This is a genomic window from Haloterrigena turkmenica DSM 5511 (genome assembly GCF_000025325.1).
GTDB lineage: Archaea > Halobacteriota > Halobacteria > Halobacteriales > Natrialbaceae > Haloterrigena > Haloterrigena turkmenica.
Genome location: NC_013743.1, coordinates 3,633,056 through 3,648,083 on the forward strand (window position 1 = coordinate 3,633,056; position 15,028 = coordinate 3,648,083).

Here is a 15,028-nt window from a genome sequence, read left to right on the forward strand (position 1 = left end):
GCTCCGCATCGATCCCGCCATGACACGACGATACGATCTCCAGGTGCACACGGACGCCTCGCCCTGCTCGAGCACGCCGCCCGAGCGCGTGGCCGCGGCGGCGGTCGAGGCCGGACTCAACGGCATCGCCGTCACCGACCACGACACGCTGGCCAACGTCGCCGCCGTCCGGGACGCCGCGCCGGCCGACCTCGAGGTGATCGCCGGCGTCGAAGTGACGACCACCGAGGGCCACCTGCTGGCCCTCGACGTGACGGAGGCGCCGCCTCGAGCCGATCCGCTGACGGTGATCGACCGCATCCACGAGCAGGGCGGCGTCGCCGTCCTCTCGCATCCGTTCGACGCGCTGCGACAGTGCTACGAGACGGACCTCGAGGCCCTCGCCGACGCCGTCGACGGGGTCGAAGCGGTGAACTCCCGCTGCGTTCGACGCCGGTTCAACGAGCGCGCGGCCTCGTTCGCGGCCGCCCACGACCTGCCGGCGACCGGCGGCAGCGACGCTCACTTCCCGATGGAAGTCGGCCGCGCGTACACCCGGGTCGAGGGCACCGGATCGCTCGCGGACGCAGTGCACGAGGGGCGCGTGCGGCCGGGCGGCCGCGGACGATACCTCTCGGGGCACGTCGCGACGAAACTCCACCAGTTCCGCACCGCCTCCGGTCGCGCCGTGGGGGCCCTCACGTCGGGGCGATTCCCGTGACGACGAGCGGCGAGGCCGAGGGGGTCGGTGCGACCGTCGTCGACCGCTGCTGGCGGGCCGTCCGCGAGCACGGCGTCTGGCTGACGGCGCTGCTCTCGGTCGTCGTCTTCCTCGGACTCGCCGCCTACGCGGACGTCGGCGACGTGACGAACGCCCTCGCCACCCTGCGCTGGCGGACGTTCGCGACCGTCATCGGCCTGACGACGGTCGGCTACGGCTTCCGCTTCGCCAAGTGGCACTACTACCTCCGGCGTCTCGAGGTGGACGTCCCGCTCGAGGCGAGCGCCGTCACCTTCTTCAGCGGCCTGATGATGGTCGTCACGCCGGGGAAGGCCGGCGAGGTCTGGAAGGCGTGGTTCCTCCGGGACAAGCGCGGCGTGCCGGCGAGCGAGACCACCTCCGTCGTCGGCGCCGAGCGCGTCACGGACCTCGTCGCGCTGAGCGCGATGGCTGCGCTCGGCCTGCTGGTCTACAGCCGGTCGTCGCTTCCCATCGTCATCGTCCTCGGCGTCATCGCGGTCGGTATCGGCCTACTCCAGTGGCGGCGGGCCTGTCTGGCGATCCTCGGCCGACTCGAGTCGCTTCCGGTCGTCGGCGAGCACGCGACCGAACTCGAACGGTTCTACGAGAGCGCGTACCGGCTGTTCCAGATCCGACCGCTGGTTGTCGCGACGCTGCTCAGTCTCGCGGCGTGGGGGTTAGAGGGCGTCGCGCTCTGGCTGGTCCTCGAGGGATTCGGCGTCGAAGCCACCGTCGTCATCGGCCTGTTCGTCTTCGGCCTCGGGTCGGTCGTCGGCGCGGTGTCGATGCTCCCCGGCGGACTCGCCGCGGCGGAGGCGTCGATGGTCGGCGTGCTGGTCACGTTCGGCTACCCCGAAGCCGTCGCGGCCGCCGCCACGGTCGTGATCCGCGTGGGGACGCTGTGGTACGCCGCGGCGCTCGGTACGACCGTGTTTCTCGCGTACAAGGCGACTCGCTGAACGGTCGACGGCCGGCCGCTCACTCCGCAGCGAGTCGTTCACGGGCTCCGATACCGATAGCGGCGGTAAAATCGAGGGCCGGCCGGAATCAGTCGCTCCGCCGGTAGAATGGCAGTCGGAACCGAACGCCGGCGTCGCGGAGCCGCCACCTGGTCTCCATCCCGAGCCACGCCAGCCCGGTCAGGATTGCGATGCCGATGGCGGCGAACTCGTTCGCCCCCATCCAGATCGGCGTCGCGAACAGGAGACCGTTGTGGATCCGGTGCGGGAGGATGTTCTCGAGGACGTCACCGGCCCAGCCGAGCGGGTCGAAGCCGAAGAGACCGTCGTCATCGCCCCCGCCTCCGCCGCCGCTATCGTCGTCCGTCCGGGACTCGAGGCCGAGTGCCTGGGCGCTCTGCCCGCCCTCGCTTTCGGCGCCGGTCTCGAGGCGTTCCGCCTCGTAGGGGAGGGTCGATCCGACTTCCCAGACGATGTCGCCGGACTCGTTGACCTCAATCACGCGGTTGCCGTGACTGTCGGCGATGAGCGTGTTCCCGTTGGGGAGTCGGTCGGCGTCGCGGGGCCACTGAATCCGGTCGTCCTCCCACTCCCAGGTGCGGTTCCACTCGCCGTCCTCGCGCTGGAACTCTTGGATGCGGCCGTTCTCGGAGTCGGCGACGAGGACGGCCGGGCCGCCCTGCGATTCGGGGATGTAGTCGGGGTTGTGCTGTTCGTACTGGACGTCGTAGTCGTTCTCGCTCCCGAGCGTCCAGCCCTCGACCAGCCCCTCCTCCCGATCGAGGAAGACGACCTGGTCCTGATTTCGGAGGCTGGCCATGATCCGTCCTTCGTGTTGGCCCTCGTCGATGTACTCGACGTCGTTGATGTGGGCCCAGTCGCCGGGGTACGGACCACCTTCGTCGACGGGGAAGTCGCTCTGGGCGTCCCAGAGCCACTCGACGACCTCCGTCTCGGTGTTCACGATGAACACCTGGTCGGCGACGATGTCGGCGACGACCACGTGCGTCTCGTTGATGCGGTCCGAGTCGTGCCACTCGCCGGCTGTCTCCTTGTAGTCGTAGCGCTTGTAAACGACCTCGGGTTCGGGGTTCTCCTCCTCGAGGTCGACGCGTTCGATGACGTTCAGCGCACACGGCGGGTCGCTGCAGGTCGGCCCCTCGCTGTGGATCGTGTCCGTCGCCGTGTACTCGATGGTCATCGGATCGCCCTCGACGGGATCGGCGTCGAAGTACTTCGTCCGCGTGTTGTCATAGTACGCCACTTCGCCGTCGGGCGAGTAGACGGTGATCGTCCCGGCACGGCCCGACTCGGTGACGACCGTGTGGTTCTCCGTCTCCGGTGCCTCGGGAACCTCCTCCGCGGAGGCGGTCGAGAGATCGTCGTTCATCGACGCGCTCGCCACGGCGGCCGCCGAGAGGAGGATGACGGCCAGAAACACGACGCGGAGGCGGTTTCGCGAGAGCGCAGACCGGCCCCGGGAGACGCCCGACCGAACGGCCGCGAGCGGCGACTGCGAACGGTCAACCACGATTTACCACCCTCGAGTCTCGAAACGCCAGCTGGGAACCCATTGGGTTTCGTTTCCGGAGCGAAGTATTAGTGTTTTTTCTACCTGACTCGGTAGCGACGACGGCGATGGAAACGGCGGGGTACGAATTCGTCGCTCGAAGCCGATTCGGACCGCGCCGCACTGCATCCCGCTCACACACCGACGCGTTCCCGCGACCAAAAAGCGTATGCGACCGCTCCCGAACCTCCGCACCAACGGTGAGCGAAAGGGAATCTCTCCACTCCGGGACGGACCGCGCCGACGCCGCCCCGGTAGACGACGAGCGCCCGGTCCTCGAGTCCCGACGCCGTCGATTGCGTGCGTACCTCCGACACAACGGCGAACGGATCTGTCGCGACGCGGTCGTGTTGGCTAGTTGGGCGCTGGTAATGATGCTCTGGATTCAGGGGTTCGGCGTCCCGCGCTGGCTGTGTTACCTCGCCACGTTCGCGGGCGTCGTCGGCTACACGCAGGTGACTTCCCCGTGGGTGCGCCCGTACGTCAGTCCCGACGACCTCGAGTCGATCCCGGCGGACGGTCGGGGCCGGCGGCTACAGGAATCGAAGCAGCGGCACGAGTAGCGTCACGACCCAGAGGAGCGCGCCGAGGCGCACGAAGTCGTGGTCCTCCGGATCGACCCGCACGGTGTGGGACGCCCCCACGGCGATGAACCCGAGCGCGACGGCGGTCGAGAACCGGTGGACGAGCACGTTCAGCGGGAGCCGCGTCACGCCGAGCAGCGTGTAATCGAGAAGGATCGCGGTCGCGAAGCCGATCGAGCCGGCCGCGAACGCCGTCGGTCGGTCGAGCGACCGCGCGAAGTAGTACGTACAGACCGGCAAGCCGACGGCGAGCAGCGGGTAGAACGCCGCTGCGATGAACCGAGGATCGATCCCCTCGAGTCGCGCCTCGACGGCGATCGCACCGAACCGGACGAAGAGGTAGAGCCCGAGCAGCGAGCCTGCCAAACACAGCGCGCGCGGGACGCGGGCAGCGACCGAATTCGGGAACGAGGTCCGGGTCGACACCCGGCTCGCGAGCAACAGGCCGGGAAGGAGGCCGACGATCGCGACGTGGAACGGCGGGTCGCCGCTCTCGAGGTCGACGACCGTCACCCAGCCGTCGGAATCGAAGCCGCGGCCGTTTCCCAGGTGAACGCGCGAGACGTTCGAGACGTACCGCCGATCCATGAACTCGCGTTCGACGTAGCGCTGGGAGTCCTCGGCGCTGTCGACCGTGTGGCTGAGCCGGAACCAGTCCCAGTGTTCGCTGTGGGCCTGGATCGCGGTCCACTCCTCGTCGGGGTCGGGTGACTCGTAGGCGCGGATGTGCTCGCGCGAGCCGAGATAGTCGCCATCGTGGAGCTGGTAGCTCTCGTCGAGCCACACGCCCTCGTCCGTCTCGTTGCCCGTGGAGACGTAGACGTACCGCGTCGAGCCGTCGGCGCTTCGCCAGGCCGTTTCGGTCCCGACGACGTCCTCGGAGTCGGTCTCGCTCACGTCCTCCTCATCGGGCGCGGTCTCGTTCCAGTCGCCTCGACTCCGCTCTTCTAGGTGCCGGCGCGTCTCCGCCGGATCGCCGTTGATCAACACGTTGATCGCGAGCGTCCGTTCCTCGAAGGCCGTCGCGCTGCTCGTGTACGGCCACAGCGAGGTCTCGTCGCCGGTGCTCACAAGCTGCTGGTGTCGGTCGGCTCCGTGGCCGTCCGCCGACGTGGCGGCGGTCGATCCGAAAGCCAGTACGAAACACACGACGACGACCGCTCCGAGAGCGATCAGCGTCTGTCGCTCGATGGGCGGTCACCCCCGTCAGCGATCGTTCGAGTGTTCATCGGTAGAACGACGGGCCGGGCCCGTCAGGTGGCTACGTAGGACCCGTCTCGGTCCGCTTATAGGCTTTCTCGTCTCCGCTGTCGGGAGTTCTACCGGTGACTGTCAGGGTTTCGAACCGGTCGCGGCGACGCGCGATGTTGAAGCGAACGGGGGCAGTTCAGTCCATCTCCTCGGCGCGACGCGTCGTGAGAACGGGAACCGGCGACGTGCGGATAACGCGCTCCGTGAAGCTGCCGAGCAAATGGCGGTCGATACCGGTCCGGCCGTGGGTGCCCATCACGACGAGGTCGATCGCCTCCGCCTCGGCGTAGGCGAGGACCTCTCGAGGCACCGAGCCGGTCTCGATGGCGGTCTCGACGTCGTTGGCGCCCGCCCGCGTGGCGGTCGCCGCGTCCTCCTCGAGGGTCTCCCGTAAGTTCTCCTCGAGTTGGGCGGGGAGCGGGGCCGTTTCCGCGTCGGCGACCTCCGGCAGTTCGTCCATGACCGACAGCAGGTGCAGCGTCCCGCCACAGCGGTTCGCGAACTGCGCTCCCAGTTCGACCGCCGCCCTCGCGTGAACGCTCCCGTCAGTCGGTACGAGGACGTTTCCGTAGGGGTAGGTCGCCCTCGCGTCGTCGGCCGCGCGAACGGTCAGCACCGGCACCTCGCTCCGGTTGACGACGTAGTCGGTGACGCTGCCGAGGATGTACTCTCCCAGGCCGCGTCGGCCGTGGGCACCCATCACAACGAAATCGAAGGCGACGCCGTCCGCGTTGTCCGATTCCGATTCAGACTCGGCACCGGCGGTGACGAACTTGACGATCGTCTCGCGCGGTTCGCCCTGGACGACGTGCGTACTGACGGGCACGTCACGCTCCGCGGCCAGTTCGGCGGCCGCCGACACGATCTCTTTGCCTTCCTCCTCCAAGGCGTCGACGACCTGCGTGCCGAGACGCGTGAGACTCGGCTGGTTCGTGTCCGCGACGTTGAGGACATGCACGATGGCGTCCTGGTCAGCGGCGATATCCAGCGCGTGCTCGAGGGCCGCCCTCGCGGAGTCGCTCCCGTCGGTCGGCACGAGAATGCGAGTATCCATGCGCCGTGATTCGGGACGAATCCGCTTACGTCTATGGGACGACACTCGCAACGTGGGCGATGGAGAAGGGACCCAGCACCGTTCAGGCGCCGGGGATCCCGACGGCGTCGAAGGCGGTGACCCCGAGCGCGGCGAGGGCGTAGAGGACGACCAGCACCGTCACCCAGGCGACGAGACCGATCATCGCCGCGGCGGTCCAGTCGCCGGGGTACTGGAAGTTGATCACGGCGATGTACGCCAGCAGCGCCAGCAACGGCCCGAGCAGGGGGATCCACCCGACGAAGAAGCCGACGAGTCCCCAGACGATCGCCCCGATCAACGCGGTGACGATCGCGTGATCGTAGTCGTCGGCTCCGACGATGATGCGGGCGCCGACGTAGATTCCCAGTGCACCGATCAGCAGGCTCACCACGAAGACGATGGCTGACCCGATTGGTGACGCAGCGACCATTGTACCTGAACACACGTCAGATAGCCCGAACAGTCCACTGCTTGCAAGTTCTATACAGCGGTCATCGAGCGCGTATATTGTTGCTACGTCGCCGGAAGGAGGCGCTGATACGATGTTGGCACTGTCATCTGTCACGACAACTCTCACTCGGTGGACGAGCCGACCGGGTCGGCCGACGGTCGACTCGCCGTCGGTTCGAAGGCCGGCGATTGCACGAGACTCCGACCCGGGCACGACGACCGACGGCCGTGAAACCGCCGGAACCACGACGTTGATACGGCCGCCGCGTGTATCGGTCACCCATGGCGACCGATCAGGCCCAGCACGAGGCGGCCGACGACAGCTACGCGGCGCTCGAGGAACGCGTTCGGCGGATTACGAACGTTTCGAACGCCTCGGGCATCCTCCAGTGGGACCAGGAAGTCGTGATGCCCGACGAGGGGACCCCCGCCCGCGCACAGCAACTCTCGGCGCTGTCTTCGATCGGCCACGAACTCCTGACGGCCGACGAGACCGGTGCATTGCTCGAGGAACTGGAAGACGGCGAGACGACTCCGTCGTCTCGAGAAGACGGTGAAACCGCGAGTAGCGACCTTGGCGAGGAGCAGGCCGCCGTCGTCCGCGAGGTTCGCCGCAAGTACGACCGCGAGACCAGCGTCCCGCAAGACCTCGTCGAGGAGATTTCCGAGACGACGACCAACGCCCACCCCGCCTGGAAACAGGCCAAGGAGAACGACGACTTCGAGGAGTTCGCGCCCGTCCTCGAGAAACTCGTGGAACTCAAACGGGAGTACGCGGAGCACATCGATCCCGACGCCGACCCCTACGAGGTGCTGTTCTCGGACTACGAGCCCTACATCGACCTCGAGACGGCCGAACGGGTCCTCGAGCGTCTCCGCGAGGAGCTCGTGCCGCTGATCGACGCGATCGACGAGAGCGATGCGGAGTTGACCACGGACGCCTTCGCTGGCGAGTTCGACGACGACGATCAGGAGACGCTGGCGCGGGACGTCCTCGACTCGCTCGGCTATAACTGGGATCGCGGCCGCCTCGATACGGCACCGCACCCGTTCTCCTCGGGGACGCAGTTCGACGCCCGCGTGACGACCCGCTTCGAACCCGACGACTTGCTGGGCTCGATCACGTCGGTCATCCACGAGTTCGGCCACGCCAACTACACGCTCGGCCTCCCAGACGAGGGGTACGGCACGCCGCTGGGCGAGGCGCGGGATCTCTCTGTCCACGAGTCCCAGTCGCGGCTCTGGGAGAACCACGTCGGCCGCTCGCGACCCTTCTGGGAGCAGTTCCTCCCGACCGCCCGCGAGCGATTCCCCGAACTCGAGGACGTCTCGTCCGAGGCGGCCTACGAGTCGGCCAATCAGGTCCACGACGACAACCTCATCCGGGTCGAAGCGGACGAACTCACCTACCACCTCCACATCGTGATCCGGTTCGAGATCGAACGCGATCTGATCCGCGGGGACCTCGCGGTCGAAGAGGTCCCCGAAACGTGGAACGACAAGTACGAGGAGTATCTGGGCGTTCGGCCCGAGACCGACGCCGAGGGCTGCCTGCAGGACATCCACTGGTCCCACGGCTCCTTCGGCTACTTCCCGACGTACTCGCTGGGCTCCGTGCTCGCGGCGCAGCTGTACGCCGCCGCCGAAGACGAACTCGGCCAGTTCGACGACCAGATTCGCGAGGGCGAGTTCGACGAACTCAACGGCTGGCTCCGCGAGAACGTCCACCGACACGGCAAGCGCTACACCACGCCCGAACTGATCGAACGCGCGACCGGCCAGGAGCTGACTGCCGACCCCTTCCTCGAGTACGTCACGTCGAAATACGGCGAACTGTACGCCCTCGAGGACTACTGACGCGGCGGCGTTCGACTCTGATCCGGTTTGAGTTTGTGATAGTCCTCGAGCCCGTGTGGTTCCCCTATTGCCGTACGGGATCATTTGTGTCCTCCCGAACTATTGTCATAGTTTCAATACCTCTATCTCACTCCCAAACCGTACAGGCATAATGTACTCGACAGTCACTCGCGATGGGATAGATGGGAGAACGCACACCATGGACATGCCAGAATTCCATGCGCTGCTTTCCTCAGTGCATAGTATGGCTACCTCATAGCTTCGATTCGGGTTCTCTATCACCACGAACCCCGACGCTACTGAGAGGTTCCAATCGCTGACCAATGGAGGCAGGAAACGCCAAGCCCTCTCCACGGAAGGCGGACGCAGAGACTGCCGTTGAAAGCGGTCAGCGAGACACGTCCAGAACGTGCCACTTGGAAAACCCTCGCACTCCTGAAAGGGTTGGGGGATAGTACAAGGGGTTGGCCAACCCGTTTCTTTTACTGAACCGTCCGATTGAGTTGCAGTCGTCTTTCCGAATAACGAAATCGCGCTCCTATCTACTCTGTTAGAACAGTCCCGCCCCAAACGCGATCACCGTCATGTTGTTCGCGAACGAGAACAGGCCGTCCGTCGTCGCGACAGGCAGATCCCGCTTTGAACAAGCCTTCCAATCAGGTGTGCGGAATGCGCTTCAACAGCGCGACGGCGACGCGGCGCCGAGCGACGGTCACGGCGACGGCCGCGCCGATCGCAAACGCGATCACACTGGCGACGGTCGGGTTGCCGACGCCCGCCAGCGACGACCCGCTCGCGCCCGTACCGAACAGGCCCAGCGAGGCTGCGATCAGTCCCCCGATCGCGAGCACCGACGCCGCGACGGACGCAAGCGCTCGCAGCGGACTCGGCCTCTCGAGGTCGCACTCGAGTCGCGTCGATGCGCGAACCGAATCTGGGCCCCGGCGTGACGGCCGCGATGGCGATACCGGAACTCCCACCTGTCGTTCGGCGACGTCGCGTGCAGGATCGTCGAGTAGACGACCATCGGCTCCGTGAGTTCGCCGCATCCCACGGAGACGATGCGTGATGCCGGTCCCGATCCCCGAGTTGATGGAGACGCCAGCCGGTCGCGACGAGTTCGGCACGCCAGACGAGGAAGTCGAGCCTTCTATCTATTAACTTATGAGCACAGGATAGAACGATGAAATATGGAACGTGGTATTCGTCGTCGTCTGGACGTTCTTATTGCTCTTGTATCAGGCCTCCTTGGGATTGTCACCACATATTTGATTTTAAGCCCAAGAACGGACCCATTGTTTTTCCTTTTCTCATTTTTCACTACAGTAGTCATTTGGCTACTGGCATTATGGTATACAGAAGGATGACTCATATTCCAGAGACACCAATACGAGATTCGGAGTTCTAAGTCGATTTAAAGGGACTATCGACCCAGCGATCCGGATAGGGAAGGTGGGTCGGCGTGAGGTCGACTACGCGCGGACTACTTTCTATATACGATTGCTGAAATAATTAGCGGGTGTACCGGATTGATGTAGTTCGGGTGTGACTCGAGACGCCCCGAGGAAGTGTCGTCGATCAGTCACGGAGAGCGTGCCGCAACCCGGTCGTTTTAGAGGGCGTTTGTCGTGAGTGTCGATCATGACCGACGAGTCACTCGCCGGCGAGACGGCGATCGTCACGGGAGCGAGCACGGGTATCGGCGCAGCGACCTGCCGCGCGTTCGCCGCCGCGGGCGCGAACGTCGTCCTCGCGGCCCGCAGCGAGGACCAGTTGGCCGACCTCGCGGACGAACTCGAGTCCGACCACGGCGTCGAGACGCTGGTCGTCCCGACGAACGTCCGCGAGGAGGACGCGGTCGACGCGCTGATCGACGAGACCGTCGAGACGTTCGGCGGGATCGACGTGCTGGTGAACAACGCGGGGCTCTCCCGGGGTGGCGAGGTCGATGAATTGACGACCGAGGAGTACGAGACGATGCAGGAGACCAACGTCGACGGCGTCTTCTACGCGACGCGGGCGGCGATCCCCCACGTTCGCGAGCGCGACGGCCACCTGATCTTCGTCGCCAGTTTCGCCGGCCGCCACCCGCGGCCGGCCAACCCCGTCTACGCCGCTACGAAGTGGTGGACCCGTGGCTTCGCCAAGAGCGTCGCCGCCCAGATCGGCGACGACGACGTCGGCATCACTGTCGTCAACCCCGCCGAAGTCCGCTCGCAGTTCGAGACGGGCGACGGGCGGACCTTCGCCGACGCGTACGACGAAGACGAGGCGAGCGAACCCGAGGAGGTCGCCGAAGCCATCGCCTTCGCCGCCGGACAGGACCGCTCGAGCATCAGCGAGATCGACATCAATCCGCGGGACAAGTTCGCCGACACCTTCTTCTGAGCCGCGGCGATCGCAGTCCGCCGCGGTAACACTGGGGTGGCAGTTGCCGGGTGCAGACTCACCCGCGGTGGCTCCCATAGCTCGCGTATGCGCGTTTCAATTCCGGGCCTTCCCGGCGTCTACTACGATACCGACTCGGGATCGACGGCCATCGGGGTCGCCTCGACGGCCATCGGTCGCAAAGCACCGAAACCACAGGGGTACGCCATCCAGTTGCTCCCCTACGTCTGGTCGTTCGATGTCGACCTACGGGAGGTTCCGAACGACCACCCGATCCAGTACCTCCACCCGGAGGGCGCCCGAAGCTTCGGCGAACTCTCCCCCCAGCGCGGCGTCCGCGAAGCCGGCAACGAACTCGAGTCGGTGCTACGGTTCGTCTGGTCGGTCAACCAGGAGGTCGAGTCGACCGCGAACCAGTTGATCGGTCGCGGCTCGGCCGAGGACGGCGTCGTCATCGAGATCGAAGAGGGAACCGTCAGCGTCGGCGGCGACGAACTCGCCACTGACGAGTTCGACCTCGAGGAGCCGGCGGCCGGCGAGACGACCGCGAGCGGGACGAACGCGGACGCCGTCACCACCATCGACATTGCCGACGGGACGGACGTCATCAACGGGAGCGACGCTACCGGGGTAGCTACTGACGACGAACGGGCCGTCGACGAGACGGACGGCTCGGACGCGGGTGACGAAAGCGACGAGACGGATTCGGAGAACGTGTTCGGCGCCACCGAAGAGCCGCCGGCCGACGAGACGTTCGATCGCGAGGAACCGTTCGGGGCCGACGAGTCCGCCTCCGACGAGGAGTCCGCCACCGGCGGCGAGACCGGTGCCGACGACATCGATCCGGACGAGCCGTAAGAGACGCCAGCGCCGTCGCTGCTCGAGACGTGACGTTCGCGAAAAACGGCGGCTCGAGGGGCTCGTCGCTTACGCGCCGGCCGACTCGAGGGCGTCTTCGATGTCGTCGCGCTGGGTGACGCCGACGAAGCGCTCGACGATGCCGTCGTCGTTCTCGATGATCAGGGTCGGCAGCGAGCGAACCTGATACTCGTTGGCGACGTCTTGCTGTTCGTCGACGTTGATCTTCTCGACCTCAAATCGGCCCTCCCAGTCCTCCTCGAGGTCCTCGAGGATCGGATCCTGGGTCTTACAGGGGCCACACCAGTCAGCGTAGAAGTCCTTGAGTGTGACAGTCATCGGTTCATCGCTAGTTCCGACGCGGCGCGCATAAGGGTTTCCCACCGGTCTGTGATTGCCGCAAGCGGTGACGTCAGTGATACCGCCGGACGAAAGATTTAGTTCCACCCGTCCGTAGTAGCGGGTATGGACCGAGGACAGAACAGCGGTGGGCTGATGTCCAGTGCCGGACTCGTCCGGTACTTCGACTCCGAGGACTCGAACGCGATCAAGATCGACCCCAAGACGGTCATCGCGACCGGCGTGATGATCGGGGTACTGGTACAGCTGCTGACCTTCGTCGCGTAAACCGACGCCCACTTCTCGACGCCGACCACCCGCTCGAGAGCGGTAGCGCTCCGCTCGGCGCTGCTCGCGGCTCGATCTCGAGACCGCGGAAAACGGCACGAATCGTCGCGTTCGACGCGATGTCGTTCGATCTGACCGTGCGGTCAGATAACATATATACGAGCGCCGCATATCGTCCGTATGAGCGACTCACGGGACCTATTGCCGGCGGCGACTCGCTTCGGACGGAGCGTACTGACGGTCAGCGACGAATCCGCTGTCGTTGACTTCTACCGGGACGTGATCGGGCTCTCGGTGCTCACGCGAGACGAATCGACGACGGTGCTCGGCGCCGGCGACGCGGCGCTGCTCGAGCTCCGGCATGCACCGGACGCCCGACCGCGACCGACCGACGCAACGGGACTCTTTCACAACGCCTTCCTGGTTCCCAGCCGCGAGGCGCTGGGGGATGGGCTGGCCCGCATCCGCGACCGCTGGGAGCTCACCGGCGCGTCCGACCACGGCGTCAGCGAGGCCCTCTACCTCGACGACCCCGAGGGCAACGGCGTCGAACTCTACCGGGATCGGCCCCGCTCGGAGTGGCCCCGCGACGGCGAGGGCGGCATTCAGATCGGGTCGTGGCCCCTCGACCTCGAGTCGGTCGCGGCTGCAGGCGACGCCGATGATGGCGACGGTGAGGCCGGCGATACCGTCCCGGACGGAACGATCCTCGGCCACGTCCACCTCGAGGTTTCGTCGCTCGAGACCGCCCGCGAGTTCTACGTCGATGCGCTCGGCTTCGACGTGAAGACGGCCACCCCGAAGGCGCTGTTCGTCGCCGCCGGCGGCTACCACCACCACCTCGGGATCAACACCTGGAACGGGCGCTCGAGTCCCGCGCCGGCCGACATTCGCGGCCTCTCGCGGTTCGATCTCGTCGTCCCCTCGAGCGAGGCGCTGGAGGGAATTCGGGAGCGACTCGAGGATGCAGGCGTGGCCGTAGACGAGCGCGGCGACGGCCTCGAGTGCCGCGATCCTGACGGGATTCGAATTCGGTTTCGAGCGTAATTGGACTCGAACGACGACAAATAATCACGTCGCTCCTCGAACGGAGCCCGCTACCGTGCGCGGAAGAACGCTCCGGTGACGCGACCTTTTTGCCGACGCCCACCCTAGCCGCGGGCATGTCACTGACAGCCGGCGTCGTCGCCGTCCAGGGCGACGTCGCAGAACACGCCGCCGCCATCGAACGCGCCGCCGCGGCCCGCGACCGCGATGTCACCGTCCGCGAGATCCGCGAGTCGGGACTCGTCCCCGACTGCGACCTGCTGGCAATGCCCGGCGGCGAGTCGACGACCATCTCCCGGCTCGTCCACAGCGAGGGGATCGCCCCCGAAATTCGGGCCCACGTCGAGGCCGGCAAGCCCCTGCTGGCGACCTGCGCCGGCCTGATCGTCGCCTCGAGCGACCCGAACGACAACCGAGTCGAGGAGCTCGGACTGCTCGACGTCAGCGTCGAGCGCAACGCCTTCGGCCGGCAGAAGGACAGCTTCGAGGCGCCGCTGGCGGTCGACGGCCTCGAGGATCCCTATCCGGCGGTGTTCATCCGCGCGCCGGCTATCGACGACGTCGCCGGCGGGGACGCGAGAGTACTCGCCTCGTGGGACGACCGCCCGGTCGCCGTGAAACAGGGCACCGTCGTCGGCACCGCCTTCCACCCCGAACTCACCCCCGATAGTCGCATCCACGGGCTCGCGTTTTTCGAGAACGAGACGGCGACCGTGCCGGCGCTCGAGGACGCGCAGCAGGTCGATTGACGGACGACTCGAGTCACAGAACGAGAATCGATCCGGCAGTCAGTTAGCGATCGGACGCCAGTTATCGGTCGGGCGATTTCGGTACCGCTCGAAACGTACGAATGGTGTCTCGCTTGCCCGTCTGGACATCGACTTCGTCGAATCCCAGATCGGTGAAAATCGTACTCCAGTCGCGGTAGTAGAGCGGGAAGTCGTCGTTGACGTAGCTCACATCCGCGGGTTCGGTCGATCCGGTGTGCTTGGATTCGTCGTGCTCGGTTTCGCGCTCCTCGAGCTCGCTCTCGTTTTCCACGGTGATGAGGAGGTCGTCCGTAATCCGGGCCAGTTCCTCGAAGACCCATTCGGCATCGGGATGGAGGTGCTGGAGCGTCTCGACGGAGTAGACCGCACCGAACTGGTCGTCGTCGAACTCGCGGACGACGTCTTCGATCGCGTCGTGATAGAACTCCCCGTCGGCGGCGAGGTCGGGGTAATGCTCCTCCATGACGTCGAACGCGTCGGCGTTGAGTTCGATCCCCACAGGGGAGTCGAACCCGTGTTCGTAGAGGTGCGAGAGATGGCGGCCCGAACTGCAGCCGAGTTCCAGAATCGGCGCGGTCGGATCGACGAATCGCTCGAGCGTCCGGAGAATCGCGTCGCTCGTCTCGTTCGGGCCGTAGTAGGCGTAGTACTCCGGTGAGTACTCGCCGGACCGCTCCGCCCACTGGCGCCGAACATCGTTAGAATCCACAGGAGCTAGCAGTTGGAGGAGACGTAAAGCCTCGTCGGGAGTCGCGTCTCGGCGACGAGACCGAAGCGACGGAGCGTGCGGCCATCGCTAGAACTGGAGATTCCACAGAAGTCTCGCGGCAGTCCGACGGATCGGACGCGATTCTCCGGATAACCGATGTCG

16 protein-coding genes are annotated in these 15,028 nt (G+C 66.0%); 9 read left to right on the plus strand and 7 right to left on the minus strand.

The window, feature by feature from the left end; genetic code table 11:
• Positions 1 to 19: 19 nt before the first annotated feature.
• Complete coding sequence (locus HTUR_RS17355; RefSeq protein WP_012944645.1) at positions 20 to 700, plus strand: PHP domain-containing protein; 681 nt, start codon at positions 20 to 22, stop codon at positions 698 to 700.
• Positions 697 to 1,680, plus strand: a complete 984-nt coding sequence (locus HTUR_RS17360) for a lysylphosphatidylglycerol synthase transmembrane domain-containing protein (protein WP_012944646.1) — start codon at positions 697 to 699, stop codon at positions 1,678 to 1,680. The genes HTUR_RS17355 and HTUR_RS17360 overlap by 4 nt, the downstream gene beginning before the upstream one ends.
• Positions 1,681 to 1,768: 88 nt before the next feature.
• Here HTUR_RS17360 and HTUR_RS17365 read toward each other — a convergent pair whose 3' ends face one another.
• A complete protein-coding gene (locus HTUR_RS17365) occupies positions 1,769 to 3,211 on the minus strand; it encodes an aryl-sulfate sulfotransferase (protein ID WP_049941792.1) in 1,443 nt (480 codons plus the stop codon).
• A gap of 239 nt (positions 3,212 to 3,450) precedes the next feature.
• On the opposite strand from HTUR_RS17365, the gene HTUR_RS17370 reads away from it, so the two are divergent.
• Complete coding sequence (locus HTUR_RS17370) at positions 3,451 to 3,813, plus strand: hypothetical protein (RefSeq protein WP_148225353.1); 363 nt, start codon at positions 3,451 to 3,453, stop codon at positions 3,811 to 3,813.
• On the opposite strand, the gene HTUR_RS17375 is transcribed toward HTUR_RS17370, so the two are convergent.
• The 3 genes from HTUR_RS17375 to HTUR_RS17385 all read right to left on the minus strand — a co-directional run bounded on the left by HTUR_RS17375 (position 3,784) and on the right by HTUR_RS17385 (position 6,590).
• Positions 3,784 to 4,905 carry a hypothetical protein gene (locus tag HTUR_RS17375; RefSeq protein ID WP_226377459.1) on the minus strand — a complete coding sequence of 374 codons (1,122 nt, stop codon included), beginning with the start codon at positions 4,903 to 4,905 and terminating at the stop codon, positions 3,784 to 3,786. The two genes, HTUR_RS17370 and HTUR_RS17375, sit on opposite strands and share 30 nt — an antisense overlap.
• A 316-nt stretch (positions 4,906 to 5,221) precedes the next feature.
• Positions 5,222 to 6,139 (minus strand): universal stress protein, encoded by a 918-nt coding sequence (locus HTUR_RS17380; RefSeq protein ID WP_012944650.1) that lies wholly within the window; start codon positions 6,137 to 6,139, stop codon positions 5,222 to 5,224.
• 82 nt (positions 6,140 to 6,221) lie between these two features.
• Positions 6,222 to 6,590, minus strand: a complete 369-nt coding sequence (locus HTUR_RS17385; RefSeq protein ID WP_012944651.1) for a hypothetical protein — start codon at positions 6,588 to 6,590, stop codon at positions 6,222 to 6,224.
• A gap of 302 nt (positions 6,591 to 6,892) precedes the next feature.
• On the opposite strand from HTUR_RS17385, the gene HTUR_RS17390 reads away from it, so the two are divergent.
• On the plus strand, positions 6,893 to 8,467 hold the full coding sequence (locus HTUR_RS17390) for a carboxypeptidase M32 (protein WP_012944652.1): 1,575 nt from the start codon (positions 6,893 to 6,895) through the stop codon (positions 8,465 to 8,467).
• 656 nt (positions 8,468 to 9,123) lie between these two features.
• Here the strand turns inward: HTUR_RS17390 and HTUR_RS17395 are convergent.
• A complete protein-coding gene (locus tag HTUR_RS17395; RefSeq protein ID WP_012944653.1) occupies positions 9,124 to 9,318 on the minus strand; it encodes a hypothetical protein in 195 nt (64 codons plus the stop codon).
• A 790-nt stretch (positions 9,319 to 10,108) separates the two neighbouring features.
• On the opposite strand from HTUR_RS17395, the gene HTUR_RS17400 reads away from it, so the two are divergent.
• Entirely contained in the window at positions 10,109 to 10,855 is a 747-nt protein-coding gene (locus HTUR_RS17400; RefSeq protein ID WP_012944655.1) for an SDR family oxidoreductase, read from the plus strand.
• An 87-nt stretch (positions 10,856 to 10,942) separates the two neighbouring features.
• Positions 10,943 to 11,713: a hypothetical protein gene (locus tag HTUR_RS17405; RefSeq protein ID WP_012944656.1), complete on the plus strand. Its 771-nt coding sequence runs from the start codon at positions 10,943 to 10,945 to the stop codon at positions 11,711 to 11,713.
• A 69-nt stretch (positions 11,714 to 11,782) separates the two neighbouring features.
• Here the strand turns inward: HTUR_RS17405 and HTUR_RS17410 are convergent, their stop codons facing one another.
• Complete coding sequence (locus HTUR_RS17410; protein WP_008893564.1) at positions 11,783 to 12,052, minus strand: thioredoxin family protein; 270 nt, start codon at positions 12,050 to 12,052, stop codon at positions 11,783 to 11,785.
• 126 nt (positions 12,053 to 12,178) lie between these two features.
• On the opposite strand from HTUR_RS17410, the gene HTUR_RS17415 reads away from it, so the two are divergent.
• The 3 genes from HTUR_RS17415 to pdxT all read left to right on the plus strand — a co-directional run bounded on the left by HTUR_RS17415 (position 12,179) and on the right by pdxT (position 14,136).
• The gene (locus tag HTUR_RS17415; protein ID WP_008893563.1) at positions 12,179 to 12,340 is read left to right on the plus strand and encodes a preprotein translocase subunit Sec61beta; all 162 of its coding nucleotides are present in this window, start codon (positions 12,179 to 12,181) and stop codon (positions 12,338 to 12,340) included.
• A gap of 180 nt (positions 12,341 to 12,520) precedes the next feature.
• On the plus strand, positions 12,521 to 13,387 hold the full coding sequence (locus HTUR_RS17420; RefSeq protein ID WP_012944657.1) for a VOC family protein: 867 nt from the start codon (positions 12,521 to 12,523) through the stop codon (positions 13,385 to 13,387).
• A 116-nt stretch (positions 13,388 to 13,503) separates the two neighbouring features.
• On the plus strand, positions 13,504 to 14,136 hold the full coding sequence (gene pdxT / locus HTUR_RS17425; RefSeq protein WP_012944658.1) for a pyridoxal 5'-phosphate synthase glutaminase subunit PdxT: 633 nt from the start codon (positions 13,504 to 13,506) through the stop codon (positions 14,134 to 14,136).
• A gap of 61 nt (positions 14,137 to 14,197) precedes the next feature.
• Here the strand turns inward: pdxT and HTUR_RS17430 are convergent, their stop codons facing one another.
• Complete coding sequence (locus HTUR_RS17430; protein WP_012944659.1) at positions 14,198 to 14,866, minus strand: class I SAM-dependent methyltransferase; 669 nt, start codon at positions 14,864 to 14,866, stop codon at positions 14,198 to 14,200.
• Between the last annotated feature and the right edge of the window lie 162 nt (positions 14,867 to 15,028).